We start from the raw sequence: 17,805 nt of genomic DNA, 5'->3' as shown, positions 1-17,805 counted from the left end.
TTTTTCGGTCCCCTTGCGCTCAGGCCCGCCGCACGGCAGTTTGACGCCCCGCGCCGCCGATCGGATCAGCTCGTGACAAAACCTTCCTTCATTGTCGCCTCCGACCCCGAACGCCCGCCCGAGGGGCTCGAGGGCGCCGTCGTCGCCATCGGCAATTTCGATGGGCTGCATCGCGGCCATCGCGGCGTCGTGGCGCATGCCCAGGCGCTCGCGAAAAAACTCGGCAAGCCCTGCGCGCTGTTGACCTTCGAGCCGCATCCGGCCGACGTCTTCGCCGGCCGGCCGGTGATCTTCCGCCTCACCCCGCCCGCCGCCAAGGCGGCGCAAGCCGCCCGGCTCGGCCTCGACGGCATGATCGTGCTCAGCTTCACGCGCAGCTTCGCCGCGCGGCCGGCGCGGGAGTTCACAGAGGAGATCTTGAAGAAGAAGCTCGGCGTTTCGGCCGCCGTCGCGGGCTACGACTTTCGTTTCGGGGCCGGCCGCGCCGGCGACGCCGACTTCCTGCGCGCCGAGGGCGCGCGGCTCGGCTTCGCCGTCGAGATCGTCGACAGGATCACCCAGGACGAGGAGGGCAGCCTGGAGGCGGTGTCGTCGACCGCAACGCGCGAGGCGCTGGAGGCCGGCGACGTCGAAGCCGCCCGCCGGCTCCTGGGCCACCCCTTTTTCGTGCGCGGCGTCGTGCGCCATGGCGACAAGCGCGGGCGGCTCTTGGGCTTCCCCACCGCCAATCTCGCGCTCGACCCCTCGAACCGCCTGCGTCACGGCGTCTACGCCGTGACGATCGAGATCGACGGGGTCGTGCGCAACGGCGTCGCGAGCTTCGGACGCCGTCCAACCTTCGACAATGGCGCGCCCCTTCTCGAAGTCTTCGTCTTCGGTTTTTCCGGCGACCTCTATGGCGAAGAAGTCGAGGTCGCGTTCTACGCTTTCCTCAGGGGCGAGCAGAAATTCGACAGCGTGGAGGCGCTGATCGCCCAGATGGACGCGGACAGCGCCCTGGCGCGCGCGCTCCTCGCGAAACGATAGTCCTTCCCGGAGCTGACATTCTCCGCCAAACAGCGCAAGCCTCGTAAAGAAAGTTGCTCCCGCTTCGCTTGGTCCGCGCTGAGCCGGCCCTAGCCTCCTTGCAGGGCTGACTGCTTCCGGCATGGAGGATGATCATGCGCGGCGCCGAGCGGCTCCTGGCCGCTTTACTTTCTCTCTTCCTTTTCGCCTGCTTGGACGCGGCGCAGGCGCGCCCTCTCAAGCGCGTGCTCATCTTCGGTGACAGTCTGGCCTCTGGCTTCGATCTGCCGGAAGGAACCGGCTTCGCCTGGTCGCTGCGTCGGCAGCTCTATCGCCGCGGACACGGCGACGTGCAAGTCATGAACAGCTCGCGCGCCGGCGACGATACGGCCGTCGGCGTGGATCGCATTCCGCTGGCCTTCAGCCGCGGGGCGGATCTCGTGATCGTCGAGCTCGGCGGCAACGACATGAGAAGCGACGTCGAACCCGGCGTCGTCTACCGCAATCTGCAGACGATCATCGCGCATAGCAAGGCGCAAGGCGCGCGAGTCATCCTCGCCGGCATGCTGTCGCTGCCGAAGCGCGATCCGACCTACAAGCAGCGCTTCGACTCGCTCTACCCTGCGCTCGCCGCACGCGAGAAGGTGCCGCTCTATCCGTTTTTCCTCGACGGCGCCTTCGGCAATTCGCGTCTGATGCAAAGGGACGGAGCGCATCCCAACGCCGCCGGGTCCGAGGTGATCGCCGCGCGCATGGCGCCGCTTGTCGACCGCGAGCTTCGGGCGCTCGACGGCGCCGGGAACGGCTTCGGCGCCTATGGACGCTACGGCTACGCGGGTCGGCGCGCCCGCTAGACGCCGCGGCGGCCGGCGCGGCGTTGCGGGCCGGCCGCCCAGCCCCTATCTTTGCGCCAGCAAGAGGGAGTTATAGCGTCATGAGCGACGAGCCGAGAGGCGAGATCGAGATCATTCCGCCCGGAAAAAAGCCGGAGGACGATTTCGCGACCTCGCGCATCTGGATTTCCTCGGGCTCCGGCGAAGTGAAATTCGTCAAGCTGGGCCCGTTCCAGAGCCTGCTCCTCGGCGTCGCCCTGCTCGTTTTCATCGGTCTCGGCCTGTTCTTCCTCTCGAGCCTCTTCCTCATCCTCGCGCCCGCGGTCGTTCTGCTCGGGGCCGGGGCGTGGATCGCCCACAAGCTCGGCTTCGGCCCGTTCCGGCGCCTCCGCTAGGCGAGATTTCATCGGGTTTTTGAGCTTTTCCGCAGGGGCGCCGCTTGCTAAAGAGAGGCATGCGGTTCCCCTGGCGCAGACGAATTACCGGCCCGGCCCACGCTTGAGGCCTTTGTCTCGCGTCGGGTCCGGGTTTTGGCGCGATTGGCGCTCCTTACGCAAATCCTTTATGTGACGCGGACCTTGCCGGCCCACCCGGCGCCGCCCGACCCCGGTTTAGCGAACCCATGAACGACGAGACGCCCAAGGGGCCCGACTATTCCAAGAGCCTCTATCTGCCGGCAACCGAGTTTCCGATGCGCGCCGGCCTGCCGCAGCGCGAGCCCGAACTTCTGAAGCGCTGGCGGGAGATCGGCCTCAACGAGAAGATGCGCGACGCGGCGAAGGGCCGGCCGAAATTCACCCTGCACGACGGGCCGCCCTACGCCAATGGCGCCATTCACATCGGCCACGCGCTCAATAAAATCCTCAAGGACGTCGTCACGCGCAGCCAGCGCATGACCGGCAAGGACTGCGTCTATGTGCCGGGCTGGGACTGCCACGGCCTGCCGATCGAATGGAAGATCGAGGAAGAGAGTTACCGCGCCAAAGGCAAGAAGAAGCCCGACTTCTCGCGACCCGACGAAATGATCGCCTTCCGCCGCGAGTGCCGCGCCTATGCCGAGCATTGGCTCTCGGTGCAGCGCGAGGAGTTCAAGCGCCTCGGCGTCGCCGGGGAATGGGATCGCCCCTACGCCACCATGGCCTATCCGGCCGAGGCGATCATCGCGCGCGAGATCTTGAAATTCGCCGAGAACGGCCTGCTCTATCGCGGCTCCAAGCCGGTGATGTGGTCGGTCGTCGAAAAGACCGCTCTCGCCGAGGCCGAAGTCGAATATGAGGATCATACGAGCGACACGGTGTGGGTCGCTTTCCCGATCCCGCGCGGCGCCGGCGCCGATCTCTCCGATGCGCGCGTCGTGATCTGGACCACCACGCCCTGGACGCTGCCGGGCAATCGCGCGATCTCCTTTTCGTCGAAGATCGCCTATGGCCTCTACCGCGTGACGGAGGCGCCCGAGAACAACTGGGCTTTTCCGGGCGCCAAATTCATTTTGGCCGACAAGCTTGCTCCCGAGGTCTTCAAGGCGGCGAAGGTCGAAGGCTTCGAGCGTCTGCGCGACGTCGCCGCCTCGGAGCTCTCCGACCTCGTCTGCGCCCATCCGCTCGCGCATCTCGGCTACGCCTTCGACGTGCCGCTGTTCGACGGCGACCATGTGACCGACGACGCCGGCACGGGCTTCGTGCATACCGCGCCCGGCCACGGCCGCGAGGACTTCGACATCTGGATGGCGAACGGCCGCCGTCTCGCCGAGAGCGGCGTCGAGACGCGCATTCCCTATACGGTCGACGCGGACGGCTTCTATACGCCGGAGGCGCCGGGCTTCGCGGGCAAGCGCGTGCTCACCGAAAAGGGAGAAAAGGGCGACGCCAACGACGCCGTGATGGCGGAGTTGGCAAAAGCCGGCAATCTGATCGCGCGGGGCAAACTCAAGCACCAATACCCGCACAGCTGGCGCTCCAAGAAGCCGGTCATCTTCCGCAATACGCCGCAGTGGTTCATTGCGATGGATCGGCCCTTCGCTCAATCCAACCCTCATCTTGAGGAAGCCCAAGGGGCTGTCCCGAACCCTCATCCCGAGGAGGCCCAAGGGGCCGTCCCGAACCCTCATCTTGAGGAAGCCCGAAGGGCCGTCTCGAAGGACGAGGGCCGCGGAAATCGACCAACGCTGCGCGAGATCGCCCTCGAAGAAATCGCGCGCACGCAATGGACGCCGGCGGCCGGCGAGAACCGCATTCGCGGCATGATCGCGAATCGACCCGACTGGGTCGTCTCGCGCCAGCGCGCCTGGGGCGTGCCGATCGCCGTCTTCGTCAAGAAAGGCACGCATGAGATTCTCGTCGACGCCCGCGTGAACGCGCGCATCGTCGCGGCCTTCGAGCAGGAAGGCGCCGACGCCTGGTACGAGACGCGCGCCGCGGAACGCTTCCTTGCGCCCGACTATGATCCCGACGATTACGAGAAAGTCGCCGACGTTCTCGACGTGTGGTTCGATTCAGGGTCGACCCACGCCTTCGTGCTCGATGATCCCGAGAACTTCCCCGCGCTCGCCGGCATTCACAGAAAGCGCGACGGCGGGGAAGACGAGGTGATGTATCTCGAAGGCTCGGACCAGCATCGCGGCTGGTTCCATTCCTCCCTTCTCGAAAGCTGCGGCACGCGCGGCCGCGCGCCCTATGACGCCGTGCTGACGCATGGCTTCGTGCTCGACGAGAAGGGCCGCAAGATGTCGAAGTCGCTCGGCAATGTGGTCGCGCCGCAAAAGGTCATCGCCGATTCGGGGGCCGACATTCTGCGCCTGTGGGTCGCGGCCTCGGATTACGCCGACGATCTGCGCGTCGGCCCAGAGATTTTGAAAACCTTTGTCGATCTCTATCGCAAATTGCGCAATACGCTGCGCTGGATGATCGGCGCGCTCGCCCATTACGGCGCCGACGACGAAGCCGCGCTCGCGCATGCGAGCGAACTCGAAAGGCTGATGCTGCATCGCCTTGTCGAGATGGACGCCCACATCCGCTCGGCCTATGCGGCCTATGACTACAAGCGCGTCGTGGCGCTGCTCACGCCCTTCATGACGACGGATCTCTCCGCCTTCTATTTCGACATTCGCAAGGACGCGCTCTATTGCGAGCCGCCGTCGAGCGTGAAGCGCAAGGCGGCGCTCGCCGTGATCGAGCATATCTTCCGCTGCGTGACGACCTGGCTCGCGCCGATCCTCGTCTTCACGGCGGAGGAAGCGTGGCTCTCGCGCTATCCGGACGCCCTGTCCGTGCATGTCGAGACCTTCCCCGACGTTCCGTCCCATTGGCGCGACGAGGCGCTGGCGAGGAAATGGGAGGGCGTGCGCGCCATCCGCTCGGTCGTGACCGGAGCGCTCGAGATCGAGCGCGCGCAAAAGCGCATCGGATCGTCGCTCGAGGCCGCGCCGCTCGTCTATATCGCCGACGGCAAGCTGCGCATGGAGCTGGACGGGGTCGATTTCGCGGAGATCTGCATCGTCTCCGACATCGAGATCGTCGCCGGCGACGGGCCGGCGGAGGCCTTCCGGCTGCCCGAGGTCGGCGGCGTCGCCGTGGTCCCGAGACGAGCGCCGGGCGTCAAATGCGCCCGCTCCTGGAAATATTTCGACCCCACGACGGCCGAGCCGGACTTTCCGGACGTCACGCCGCGCGACGCCCAGGCGCTGCGCGAACTGAAGGCGCTCGGGCGCTGGAGCGGCTGAGCGGCGACCATGGACTCACCCATGCGCCGAATGAAGGGGTTCCCATCCCTCCCCCTTGCCGGGACGGATGGCAAGGCGGCGACATTCGCATCTCCCATCGGGCGAGCAACGATCTTTTCCCCAGACCGCCGGTTCGGGGAGGGGGGCCCGGCTTGACGTGAAAGTCCTCCTCGCCTTCCTCGCCAACACCATCACCAATTTCATTATCGGCCTGGTGGTCGCGAAATTTCTCGGCCCCGAGGAATACGGGCGGTTCGCGCTCGCCTTCTCCATCGCCGTCGTGGTGCAGACGGCGCTCTATGACTGGCTGCGGCTTTCCGCGACGCGCTTCTACTCCCAGCGCACGCGCGAGAACGACCCGATCATCCGCTCGACGCTCGGCACGTCGTTTCTCGCCGTCACGCTGTTTCTGTTCGTCACGACGGTTCTATATTCGCTCATCGGTCCGCGGCTCGACTTCGACAATGAACTCATCCTGCTCGCGCTCCTCACGGCGACGGCCAATGGACTGTTCGACTATTCGACGGCGCTCGCCCGCGCGCGCTTCGAGGACGCCGCTTATGGGCGGCTGGTTCTCGTCAAGAACCTGTTGGCCTTCGTCCTCATCGGCGCCGGCGCCTGGCTCTTCCGTTCGGCGGGCGTGGCGCTTGCGGGCGGCGTCGTCAGCCTGCTGGGCACGGTGTTTTTCGCCCGCGAGGCGTTGCGCGACCCGGGCGTGCGCTGTCGCGACGCGCAAATCGACACCGTGAAGCTGCTCATGGCCTATAGCGCGCCCATTGTCGCGGCGCATCTGCTCTATCAGGTCATGCCGCTCGCGGCGCGGTCGATCGTCGCGAGCGTGTACGACTTCGCCGAAACCGGCCAGTTCGCCCTCGCCTATGACCTCGGCCTGCGCGCCGTCATGGCCTTTGGCTCGGCGCTCGACGTCCTGCTGTTTCAGATCGCCGTCGCCGCCCATGAGGAGCACGGCGAACGCCGGGCGCGGGAGCAGGTCGCGCACAACATGGGCGTCGTCTTCGCCTTTCTGCTGCCGGCCTGCGTCGGGCTATGGCTCGTGATGCCCTCGGTCGAGGCGCTGATCGTGCCGGGGCAATTCCGCGGCCCCTTCGGCCATTATCTCGGCCTGCTGCTGCCCGGGCTCTTCGCCATGGGCATGATCAATTTCGGGGTGAACCCTGTTTTCCAGATCAGCAAGCGCACGGCGCCGCTGGTCGTCGCGGCCGTCGCGGCCGCCCTTGTCTCGACTCTCTTCCTGTTCGTCCTGCCCTGGGGAAAAGACGCCTCCAATCTCGCCGTCGCCCAGGCGGCGGGCTATGTCGCCGCCCTGGCGGCGACGATTTATTTCGCGCTGAGGGCCCAACCCGTCTGGCCGTCCTTTTGGGATCTTTCCGCGGCCATCGTCGGGACGGCCGTGATGTTCCTCGCTTTGACGCCGATGCGCGGCATGGCGCCGGGCTTTCCGACGCTGATCCTGCAGATCGCCGCCGGCGTCGCCATTTACGGGGCGATGGTTCTCATCTTCGACATCGTCGGGCTGCGCGCTTACGTCCTCGCCTGGGTGCGGGCGCGCCGCGCAAGAGCGTGACATGGGCGCGGGCGCGCTTATGTTAGGCATTGGGTTGTTCGGGAACAGGACGAGGTGTCACCGATGGTCATGCCGCTTTACGACGACGCGCCGCTGCGCCATCTGAAGCGGCCCATCGTCAATCATGCGCTGATCGCCATCAATGTGGTCATTTTCCTCCTGGTCCACAGCGAGGCGCTGGGCGATCCGCTGACCATCATGCGCGGATTCGCAATCATTCCGAGGGTGCTGTTCGGCGAGGCCAATCTCGCCGACTGGGTGGTGGGGCCGCCCGCGCCGGCGACTCTGGTCACCGCGCTCTTCTTCCACTCCTCGCTCCTGCATCTCGGCAGCAACATGCTCTTCCTCTACGTCTTCGGCGACAATGTCGAGGACGCCATGGGCTCGCTGCATTATCTGCTGTTTTATCTCTCCTGCGGGATCATGGCCGGCGTCTTCTATATCTATGCGACGCCTCAATCGATCACGCCGCTCGTCGGCGCGTCGAGCGCCATTTCGGGGGTCTGCGCCGCCTTTCTGCTGCTCTATCCGCGCGCGACGGTCACGGGCTTTTTCCCGCCGCTGACCTTTGTCATGTTCCCCTATTGGCTCATCACCCTCGCCGACGGGTCGAGGTCGCCGACGCGGCCGCTCTTCGGCTTGAAGCCGCCGCTCTTCGCCTTTCACGCCTCGGGCTTTCTGTTCATTGGCGCCTGGGCGGCGCTGCAGCTCGTGAACGCCAGCTGGGGCGGCGGCGAGAGCCATGTCGCCTGGATGGCGCATGTCGGCGGCATCGTCGCCGGGCTGGCGCTGACGCCGATCTTCAAAAGGCGCAGCCATCCGCTGTTCGACCGCGGCCCCAACCGCGCGCCGCCCGCGCCGCCGCGCGAGAAAACGGCTCCGCCCGAGGAAACCGGACTCGAGGGCTAAAAAATTTAAGGCCGGACGAGGGCTCGGGCCCGGCTCGAGCCTCTTCGTTTGACTTGCGCGCGGACGCCCGTTACCAGACCGCCACAGTTTTACAAGGTCAGGGGCGCGATAGCGTCCGCCGTCATCTCCAGGGGTCGCGCGATGAAGATTCTCGTGCCCGTTAAACGGGTCGTCGACTACAACGTTAAAATCCGGGTCAAGCCCGACGGCTCCGGCGTCGATCTCGCCAACGTCAAAATGTCCATGAATCCCTTCGACGAAATTGCCGTCGAAGAGGCGCTGCGCCTCAAGGAAGCCGGCAAGGCGACAGAAATCGTCGTCGTCTCCATCGGCCCGGCCAAGGCGGACGAGACGCTGCGCACCGCGCTCGCCATGGGCGCCGACCGTGGCGTTCTGGTCAAGACCGACGAGACGGTGGAGCCGCTGGCGGTCGCCAAGATCCTCGCGAAAATCGCCGCGGAGGAGCAGCCCGGCCTCATCATTCTCGGCAAGCAGGCGATCGACGACGACTCCAACCAGACCGGCCAGATGCTCGCGGCCCTGCTCGGCTGGGGCCAGGGCACCTTCGCCTCCAAGGTGAACGTCGCCGACGGCTCGGTCGACGTCACGCGCGAGATCGACGGCGGCCTGCAGACGGTCAGCCTGAAGCTCCCCGCCGTCGTCACCACCGACCTGCGCCTCAACGAGCCGCGCTACGCCAGCCTTCCCAACATCATCAAGGCGAAGAAGAAGGAAGTCGCCGTCAAGGCGCCGTCCGACTATGGCGTCGACATCGCGCCGCGCCTCGAAGTGCTGAAGACCGCAGAGCCTGCGTCCCGCTCGGCGGGCGTGAAGGTCGGCTCGGTCGCCGAACTCGTCTCGAAGCTCAAGGAAGCGGGAGTTCTCTAAAAAATGGCCATTCTGCTTCTCGCCGAAACCGCCAATGGCGCGCTCGCGCCCGCGACCGCCAAGGCGCTTGCCGCCGCTCAGGAGATCGGCGGCCCCGTCCATATTCTCGTCGTCGGCCCCGGCCTGAAGGGCGCCGCCGACCAGGCCGCGAAGCTTACGGGCGTCGAAAAAGTGCTCTACGCCGAGGACGCCGCCCTCGACCACGTGCTCGCCGAGCCGGTCGCGGCGCTGATCGTCAGCCTTGCGCCGTCCTATGACGTGATCCTCGCCCCCTCGACCAGCGCGACCAAGAACGTGCTGCCGCGCGTTGCGGCGCTGCTCGACGTCGCCCAGGTCTCCGACATCATCAAGGTCGTTTCGCCCGACACTTTCGAGCGGCCGATCTACGCCGGCAACGCCGTCCAGACGGTCCGCGCCAAGGACGCAAAGAAGGTGATCACCGTGCGCACCACGGCCTTTGCGGCGGCGCCCGAGGGCGGCTCGGCCCCGGTCGAGACCCTTGGCGGCGCCGCCAATCCCGGCGTCTCCGCCTTCAAGAGCGAGGAGCTCGCCAAGTCCGAGCGTCCGGAGCTCACCTCGGCCCGCATCATCATCTCGGGCGGCCGCGCGCTCGCCTCGGCCGAGAACTTCCACAAGGTTCTCGATCCGGTGGCCAACCGCCTCAACGCCGCGATCGGCGCCTCCCGCGCCGCGGTCGACGCCGGCTATGCGCCCAACGACCTGCAGGTCGGCCAGACCGGCAAGGCCGTCGCGCCCGAGCTCTATATCGCCGTCGGCATTTCCGGCGCGATCCAGCATCTCGCCGGCATGAAGGACTCGAAGATCATCGTCGCCATCAACAAGGACGAAGAGGCGCCGATCTTCCAGGTCGCCGATTACGGTCTCGTGGCGGATCTGTTCCAGGCCGTGCCCGAGCTCGACGCCGAGCTCGCCAAGCTCGGAAAGTAAGTCTCGATCCATCCGCCGCCCGGGACTTTACCCGGGCGGCGGAGAGCGCCACTTCTCGATTTTTCAAGCTTGCCAGTTTTCATTCGGCCTCGCGCCGCGTTATATTGCACTGCAACGTGGCCGCATTGCATCGCAGCCGTCCCGCCCTTTCCGGCGGTCCTCTCGCGTGGGTGTTCGAATTATGAGCTTCGAAATTCGCAAAGTCGGCGTTATCGGCGCAGGCCAGATGGGCAAGGGCATCGCGCATGTCTGCGCGCTCTCCGGCCTGGACGTCGCCCTCAATGACGTCACGGCGGACCGAATCGAAAACGGCGTCAAGGACATCGGCGTTCAGATGAAAAAGGCGGTCGAGCGCGGCTTCCTCGCGCGCGAGGCCGTCGAGGCCGCTTTGCCGCATATTTCCGCCGCGCCGGCTCTCCAGGATTTCCGCGACTGCGACATCGTCATCGAGGCCGCCACGGAGAATGAAGAGGTCAAGCGCAAGATCCTTTCCGACGTCGCCCAGGTCGTGAAGCCGGACGGCATCATCGCCTCCAACACTTCCTCGATCTCGATCACCCGGCTCGCCGCCATCACCGGCCGCCCCGAGCGCTTCATCGGCATTCATTTCATGAATCCCGTGCCGCGCATGCAGCTCGTGGAGCTCATCCGCGGCATCGCCACGGACGACGTCACTTTCGAAGAGGCCAAGGCCTTCTGCGCCAAGCTCGGCAAGACGGTGACCGTGGCCGAGGACTTCCCGGCCTTCATCGTCAACCGCATCCTGCTGCCGATGATCAATGAGGCGATCTACACGCTTTATGAAGGCGTGGGCTCGGTCGAGGCGATCGACACGGCGATGCGGCTCGGGGCCAATCACCCGATGGGACCGCTGCAACTCGCCGATTTCATCGGCCTCGACACCTGCCTCTCGGTGATGCAGGTGCTGCACGAGGGCCTCGCCGACACGAAATATCGCCCCTGCCCGCTGCTGGTGAAATATGTCGAGGCGGGCTGGCTCGGCAAGAAGACCCAGCGCGGCTTCTACGACTACCGCAGCGGCACCCCGACCCCAACGCGTTGACGCGGCTTCTGAGACAGGCTGCGGGGCCGCAACGGCCCCGATGCGCCGCCTTGCTCGGCGCCGGATCATTCCTCAAGCCTCACCCCGCCGCTCCCTGCGCGCGCGGGCCTTCGTCGGCCACGCGTTCGCACGCCGCATTCCCTCTCCCGCTTGGCCCGGGGGTTAGGGCGAAGGCGGTCCCGATCCCTCTAAGCGCGCCTGCTCTTGCGGCTTTTCTCGGGCCCCACTTCGCACTAGCTTCGCATCAACTGCGAAGGATCTGATTCCATGGCCAGCATCGACGCCATCCTGAATACGATCGACGCCAATCTCCCCGCGTCGACGAAGCGTCTCTTCGACCTCTTGAGCATCCCGTCGGTCTCGACCGATCCCGCCTATACGCAGCACTGCCTGCGGGCCGCCAACTGGCTCGCGGACGAACTCAAGGGCCTGGGTTATTCCGCCGAGGTGCGCGAAACGCCGGGGCATCCGATCGTCGTCGGCCACGCCAGGGCCAAGCGCAAGGACGCGCCGCATGTGCTGTTCTACGGCCATTACGACGTGCAGCCGGCGGACCCGCTGGAACTGTGGCGGAGCGATCCCTTCGCGCCGCGCCTGGCCGACGGCAAGGACGGCAAGGAAATCGTCGCGCGCGGCGCTTCCGACGACAAGGGGCAGCTCATGACCTTCGTCGAGGCCTGCCGGGCTTTCGAGGCGAATGGCGGCCTGCCCTGCAGCGTGACTTTTCTCTTCGAAGGCGAAGAGGAGACGGGCTCGCCCTCGCTTCCGGATTTCCTCGCGGCGCATAAGGCCGAGCTGTCGGAGCCGGCCATTGCGCTCGTCTGCGACACCGGCATGTGGAACGCTTCGACGCCCGCGATCACCGTCATGCTGCGCGGCCTCGCGCAGGAGGAAGTGATCATCACGGGGCCAAGCCACGACCTCCATTCCGGCATGTTCGGCGGGCCGGTGCTCAATCCCATCCACGTGCTCGCCAAGATCGTCGCCGATCTGCACGACGCCGAGGGCAAGGTGACGCTGCCGGGCTTCTACGCCGGCGTGCCGGAGCTCCCCGAAGACATCGCCGAGCAGTGGCGCAACCTCGAATTCGACGAGCGGGCTTTTCTCGCCGGCCTCGGCCTCACCCATGTCGGCGGCGAAGCGGGGCGCGGCGTCATCGAGCAGATCTGGGCGCGGCCGACCTGCGACGTCAACGGCATTGTCGGCGGCTATACCGGCAAGGGCTCCAAGACCGTGCTGCCGGCGCAGGCGTCGGCGAAGTTCTCGTTCCGCCTCGTCGGGTCGCAGGACCCCAAGGCGGTCATGGAGAGCTTCCGCGCCTTCGTTCGCGAGCGCCTGCCCGCCGACGCCAAGGCCGAATTCATCTCGCACGGGGCGTCGGGCGCCCTGCAATTGCCCTTCGGCTCGGAGGCGTTGAGCCGCGCCCGCCGCGCGCTCGCCGAGGAATGGGGCAAGGACGCCGCCCTCGTCGGCTGCGGCGGCTCGATCCCCATCGTCGGCGCCTTCAAGCGCGACCTCGGCATGGACGCGCTGATGATCGGTTTCGCGCTCGAAGACGACCGCATCCACTCGCCCAACGAAAAATACAGCTACACGTCGTTCCACAAGGGGACGCGGAGCTGGGCGCGGGTCTTGGATGCGCTGGCCGGGTGAGGCCGCGCCGGGCCTTCGGGCGCCCTCGTGAATGGAACTGGTAACCAGCGATCGAAACGCGGGCGCGGCGATCAAGCCCGGCGCAAATGACGACGCGCCAAGCGACCGACCAGTCGCCGGCGCGGCCGCGGCCGCGCAGATCGTTGAGGCGCGAAGAGATAGCGGCTGTGGCGCCACGCCACGCGCGGCCGGCGGCTATTGGCCAAAGGCGCAAAACCCTGCAAATACGCGGCAATCCGCCGCTCGCAATCCGGCCGAGGATCGGCTATGTAAGAAATCGTCCAAACTGGCTTGCAGGCGGGACGGGGCCGATGCCGGTGCGATGGGCGTGAGAAGATCGAGGGTTCGTTACATGGTGTATCGGCGATATTTCGAGGCGGCCGTCTCCCGTCTGAAGACCGAACGTCGTTACCGCGTCTTCGCTCACCTTGAGCGGGACGTCGATAGTTTCCCTCTCGCGAAATGGCATCGCGACGACGGCTCGATCGAGGACGTCACCGTCTGGTGCTCCAACGACTACCTCGGCATGGGGCAGCATCCCGAAGTGATCGCCGCCATGGTCGAGACGGCCAGCAAGGTTGGCGCCGGCGCGGGCGGCACGCGCAACATCTCCGGCACGAGCCACGCCATTGTCGAGCTGGAGCGCGAGCTCGCCGACCTGCATGGCAAGGAGGCGGCGCTCGTCTTCACCTCCGGCTGGATCTCCAATCTGGCCGCGATCTCGACCATCGCCGATCTGCTGCCGAACTGCCTCATCCTCTCCGACGCCTCGAATCACAATTCGATGATCGAGGGCGTGAAGCGGTCGCGCGCGGAGAGGAAGATCTTTAGACACAACGACCTCGCGCATCTCGAAGAGCTGTTGATCGAAACCGGCGACCGCCCCAAGCTCGTCGTCTTCGAGAGCCTCTATTCCATGAACGGCAATGTCGCGCCGGTGGCCGAGATCGCCACGCTCGCCGAGCGCTATGGCGCCATGACCTATGTCGACGAAGTGCACGCCGTCGGCATGTATGGCGCGCGCGGCGGCGGCGTCTGCGAACAGGCCGGCGTCATGGATCGCATCGACGTGATCGAGGGCACGCTCGCCAAGGGCTTCGGCACCATGGGTGGCTATGTCGCCGGCGACGCCGTGGTCATTGACGCGATCCGGTCCTATGCGGGCGCCTTCATCTTCACCACGGCGCTGCCGCCGTCGGTCGCCGCCGCCGCCTGCGCGGCGGTGCGTCTGCTCAAGCGCCGGCCCGATCTGCGCACCGCGCATCAGCGCGCTGCCCATATCGCCAAGCATGCGCTTTCGGCGGCCGGCCTCCCTGTGCTGGAGAATGGTTCGCATATCGTGCCGGTGATGGTGCGCGACGCGGAGCTCTGCAAGGCCGCGAGCGATCTGCTGCTCACGCGCCACCACATTTATATCCAGCCGATCAACTATCCGACCGTCGCAAAGGGCTCGGAGCGCCTGCGCATCACGCCGACGCCGCGCCACACGCATGAGCACATCGCCCATCTCGTCGAGGCGGTGGTCGACGTCTGGCATACGCTCGGCATTCCCTTCGTGGAGCCGCCGTCGCATCTGCATGTCGACGAGAAGAGCGCCGAGCGTTGCAGCTATCCCGAGATCAAGCTCGCGGCGCAGTAAGTTTACGTCCTCATGCCCGGCCTTGAGCCGGGCGTCCGCCGGCAGGGATGGCCGGGCCAAGCCCGGCCATGACGAAAGGCCGGCTCTATCCCCCGATTCCGAAGGCGGCGATGGCCGCCATATTGACGATCTCCGTGTCGGTCGCGCCGAGCTGGACGATCTGGATCGGCTTGTCGAGGCCGACGATCAGCGGGCCGAGCACGGTGGCGTCTCCCAACTCCTGCAGCATCTTCGTCGAGATCGCCGCCGAGTGGAAGGCCGGCATGATGAGCACATTCGCCGTATCGGTGAGCCTGGAGAAGGGATAGGCGCTCATCAGCTCGCGGTTGAGCGCGATGTCGGCGCCCATCTCGCCCTCATATTCGAAATCGACGCGGCGCTGGTCGAGCACGCGGACCGCCTGATGGACGCGCGCCGTGCGTTCGCCTGGCGGATAGCCGAAGGTCGAGAAGGCGAGCATGGCGACGCGCGGCGTCAAGCCGATGCGACGCGCGACGCCCGCCGCCTCCACGGCGATTTCCGCAAGCTCCTCCGCCTCGGGCAATTCGGTGATCGCCGTGTCCGCGACCACGACGACGCGGCCCTTGGCGAGGATGAGCGATACGCCGATGACGCGGTGGCCGGGTTTGTGATCGACGACGCGGCGCACTTCTTCGAGCGCATTGGAGAAATTGCGCGTCACGCCGGTGACCATCGCGTCGGCGTCGCCGCGCGCCACCATGGCGGCGGCGAAGTGATTGCGGTCCTGATTGATCAGGCGCTGGCAGTCGCGCAGCAGAAAGCCCTTGCGCTGCAGCCGCTCGAACAGGAATTGCGCATAGACCGCGTTGCGGCTCGAGAGCTTGGCGTTGTGAATTTCAATGCCGTCGATGAGCTCCACGCCGGCGTTGGCGGCGTTCTGGCGGACGCGGTCCTCGCGGCCGACGAGCACCGCCGTTCCGAGCCCCTGATTGACGAAAGCGACGGCGGCGCGAATGACCTGTTGCTCCTCGCCCTCCGCGAAGACGACGCGCTTGGGCTCGCGGCGCACGCGCTCGTAGATCGTCTGCATGAGCCCGGCGATCGGATCGCGCCGCGCCGACAGCTCATGGCGATAGGCTTTCATGTCGACGATCGGCCGGCGCGCCACGCCGGAATCCATCGCCGCGCGCGCGACCGCCGGCGGCACGACCGAGATCAGGCGCGGATCGAAGGGCGCGGGGATGAGATAATCGCGGCCAAAGCGCGGACGCGCGCCGCGGTAAGCGTTGGCGACTTCGTCCGGCACGTCCTCGCGCGCGAGATCGGCGAGCGCCTGCACCGCGGCGATCTTCATCTCCATATTGATGGTCTTGGCGCGCACGTCGAGCGCGCCGCGGAAGATGTAGGGAAAGCCCAGGACGTTGTTGATCTGGTTCGGGTAGTCCGAGCGCCCCGTCGCGATGATCGCGTCGGGCCGCGCCGCGCGCGCTTCTTCCGGCGTGATCTCGGGGTCCGGATTGGCCATGGCGAAAATGATCGGATCGGCCGCCATGGAGTTCAGCATTTCCGGCGTCAGCGCGCCCTTCACCGAAAGCCCGTAGAATATATCCGCGCCCTCGAGCGCTTCGGCGAGCGTGCGCGCCTTGGTGTCGACGGCGTGGGCGCTCTTCCACTGATTCATGCCCTCCTGGCGGCCGCGATAGACGACGCCCTTGGTGTCGCAAAGGATCACATTGCGCGGATCGAAGCCCAAGGCCTTGGCGAGATCGAGACAGGCGATGCCGGCGGCGCCGGCGCCGTTGCACACGAGCTTCGCCGTCCTGATGTCGCGCGCCGTGAGCCGCAGCGCATTGATGAGGCCGGCGGCGGAAATGATCGCCGTGCCATGCTGGTCGTCGTGAAAGACCGGAATGTCCATCAGATCGCGCAGGCGTTCCTCGATCACGAAGCACTCGGGCGCCTTGATGTCTTCGAGATTAATGCCCCCGAAGGAGGGGCCGAGATAGCGCACGGCGTTGACGAAATCGTCGATGTTCTTGGCGTCGACCTCGAGGTCGATCGAATCGATGTCGGCGAAGCGCTTGAACAACGCCGCCTTGCCTTCCATGACGGGCTTCGCCGCGAGCGGGCCGAGGTCGCCCAGCCCCAGAATCGCGGTGCCATTGGTGATGACCGCGACCATATTGCCGCGCGTGGTGTAATCGAAGGCGAGCGACGGGTCCTGGGCGATGGCGAGCACGGGCGCGGCGACGCCCGGCGAATAGGCGAGCGAGAGATCGCGCTGCGTCGCCATGGGCTTGGTCGCGACGACGGCGAGCTTGCCCGGGCGGCCGCGGGAGTGAAAAAGCAGCGCCTCCTTGTCGGAGAAAATCGGGCGCTCCTGCCCCGTCGTCTTGTCTGTCGCCATTCTCTTCGAACCCTTCCCGCGCGTCGGCCTTTTCGCGGCGCAACATAGCGCCGAAGCAAGAAGCTTCACAAGGCTGCGGCCGGCCCCTCCCTGCCGCGCCGCGGAACATTCGCGCCCGTCTCTGGTTCCAGCATCTCTCGCGCGCGCCGCGAGGTTCCGCGCGCCCAAAGGAGGCGACGATGAACAGCATCATTTATCTCGTTGGAATGGTCGTGGTCGTCATGGCGATCCTGTCCCTGCTCGGATTGCGCTAGGAGGCGATCATGACGGACGTCATTCGGCCGGGCGTAACGCCCGCGCCCGTCGAGAGCGCGGCGCTCTCGCGCATCACCGCCGTCGATTGGGGCGCCATTCTCGCGGGCGTCGCGGTCGCCACGGCGATCACCTTTGTTCTGGCGGCCTTCGGCTCGGGCATCGGCCTCTCCCTGGCCTCTCCCTACGAAGGCGCCTCGCCGCTCACCCACGCCATCGCGCTGGCCCTGTGGGTGCTCTGGGTCACGGTCGCGAGCTACGCCGCCGGCGGATATGTCTGCGGACGGCTGCGCGCGCGCAATCCGAGCGTCCCGCGCGAGGAGGCGGAAGTCCGCGACGGCGCGCATGGCCTCGTCGTCTGGGGCGTCAGCATGCTCATCATCGCCTTCGCGGCCGGGTCGTCGCTCTATGACCTCGGCAAGGCCGGCGTGGATGCGGCGAGCCAGCAGGCGCAGAAAGCGGGACTGTCAACGAGCCCCGTGGATTACCGGGTCGATACGCTGATGCGCGGCGACGGCGGCGCCGCGCCAATGGCCCCCGCCGCGCGGGGCGGCGCGCCAGCCGGCGCGACGGCCGCAACTGGCGCCGCTATGGCGGACACCCGGCAGATCATCTCGCGGGTCGTCGCGCGTGGCCAGGCCACGGGCGAGATCAGCAACGAAGACCGCACATTTCTGCAAAACATGCTGGCTTCGACCGGCGTGAGCCCGAGTGACGCCCGGGCCCGCGTCGACATGCTCGCGCAGCAGGTGCGCGACGACAACGCCCGCGCCAAGGAGCTTGCCGACAAGGCGCGCAAGGCCGGCATACTGGCGAGTTTCATCGCCGCGGCGGCCATGCTGCTCGCCGCAGCCTCGGCCTGGGGCGGCGCGGCGCTCGGCGGACGCCACCGTGACGAGAATGTCGGGCTCGCAGAACTGACGCGCTGGTAGGAGGGAAAGATG

13 protein-coding genes are annotated in these 17,805 nt (G+C 66.6%); 12 read left to right on the top strand and 1 reads right to left on the bottom strand.

Going from position 1 to position 17,805, the window contains the following annotated elements; translation table 11 throughout:
- Window positions 1–72: 72 nt before the first annotated feature.
- From RVU70_RS07700 to hemA, 11 genes are all read left to right on the top strand, one after another.
- Window positions 73–1,026 (top strand): bifunctional riboflavin kinase/FAD synthetase, encoded by a 954-nt coding sequence (locus RVU70_RS07700; protein WP_363350618.1) that lies wholly within the window; start codon window positions 73–75, stop codon window positions 1,024–1,026.
- A gap of 134 nt (window positions 1,027–1,160) precedes the next feature.
- Window positions 1,161–1,859: an arylesterase gene (locus tag RVU70_RS07695; RefSeq protein ID WP_363350616.1), complete on the top strand. Its 699-nt coding sequence runs from the start codon at window positions 1,161–1,163 to the stop codon at window positions 1,857–1,859.
- 80 nt (window positions 1,860–1,939) lie between these two features.
- Window positions 1,940–2,233, top strand: coding sequence for a hypothetical protein (locus tag RVU70_RS07690; protein ID WP_363350614.1), 294 nt, complete (start codon window positions 1,940–1,942; stop codon window positions 2,231–2,233).
- Window positions 2,234–2,460: 227 nt separating this feature from the next.
- Window positions 2,461–5,556: an isoleucine--tRNA ligase gene (gene ileS / locus RVU70_RS07685; RefSeq protein ID WP_363350612.1), complete on the top strand. Its 3,096-nt coding sequence runs from the start codon at window positions 2,461–2,463 to the stop codon at window positions 5,554–5,556.
- 157 nt (window positions 5,557–5,713) lie between these two features.
- A complete protein-coding gene (locus RVU70_RS07680; RefSeq protein ID WP_363350610.1) occupies window positions 5,714–7,141 on the top strand; it encodes a lipopolysaccharide biosynthesis protein in 1,428 nt (475 codons plus the stop codon).
- Between the two features lie 63 nt (window positions 7,142–7,204).
- Window positions 7,205–8,050 (top strand): rhomboid family intramembrane serine protease, encoded by an 846-nt coding sequence (locus RVU70_RS07675; protein WP_363351263.1) that lies wholly within the window; start codon window positions 7,205–7,207, stop codon window positions 8,048–8,050.
- A gap of 141 nt (window positions 8,051–8,191) precedes the next feature.
- Window positions 8,192–8,938 (top strand): electron transfer flavoprotein subunit beta/FixA family protein, encoded by a 747-nt coding sequence (locus RVU70_RS07670; RefSeq protein ID WP_363350608.1) that lies wholly within the window; start codon window positions 8,192–8,194, stop codon window positions 8,936–8,938.
- 3 nt (window positions 8,939–8,941) lie between these two features.
- Window positions 8,942–9,886, top strand: coding sequence for an FAD-binding protein (locus tag RVU70_RS07665; RefSeq protein WP_363350606.1), 945 nt, complete (start codon window positions 8,942–8,944; stop codon window positions 9,884–9,886).
- Window positions 9,887–10,067: 181 nt separating this feature from the next.
- Window positions 10,068–10,949 carry a 3-hydroxybutyryl-CoA dehydrogenase gene (locus RVU70_RS07660; protein WP_363350604.1) on the top strand — a complete coding sequence of 294 codons (882 nt, stop codon included), beginning with the start codon at window positions 10,068–10,070 and terminating at the stop codon, window positions 10,947–10,949.
- 267 nt (window positions 10,950–11,216) lie between these two features.
- The gene (locus tag RVU70_RS07655) at window positions 11,217–12,602 is read left to right on the top strand and encodes a M20/M25/M40 family metallo-hydrolase (RefSeq protein WP_363350602.1); all 1,386 of its coding nucleotides are present in this window, start codon (window positions 11,217–11,219) and stop codon (window positions 12,600–12,602) included.
- Window positions 12,603–12,954: 352 nt separating this feature from the next.
- A complete protein-coding gene (hemA, locus tag RVU70_RS07650; protein ID WP_363350600.1) occupies window positions 12,955–14,241 on the top strand; it encodes a 5-aminolevulinate synthase in 1,287 nt (428 codons plus the stop codon).
- Between the two features lie 85 nt (window positions 14,242–14,326).
- On the opposite strand, the gene RVU70_RS07645 is transcribed toward hemA, so the two are convergent.
- Entirely contained in the window at window positions 14,327–16,609 is a 2,283-nt protein-coding gene (locus RVU70_RS07645) for an NADP-dependent malic enzyme (protein ID WP_363350598.1), read from the bottom strand.
- 263 nt (window positions 16,610–16,872) lie between these two features.
- Here RVU70_RS07645 and RVU70_RS07640 point away from each other — a divergent pair, with 263 nt between their 5' ends.
- Window positions 16,873–17,793 (top strand): hypothetical protein, encoded by a 921-nt coding sequence (locus RVU70_RS07640; protein ID WP_363350596.1) that lies wholly within the window; start codon window positions 16,873–16,875, stop codon window positions 17,791–17,793.
- Window positions 17,794–17,805: the final 12 nt, after the last annotated feature.

Origin of the sequence: Methylocystis echinoides, from assembly GCF_040687965.1 — a bacterium.
Classification (GTDB): domain Bacteria; phylum Pseudomonadota; class Alphaproteobacteria; order Rhizobiales; family Beijerinckiaceae; genus Methylocystis; species Methylocystis echinoides_A.
Note: the sequence above shows the minus strand (reverse complement) of the source record. Positions and strands in the feature narration are given on the sequence as shown.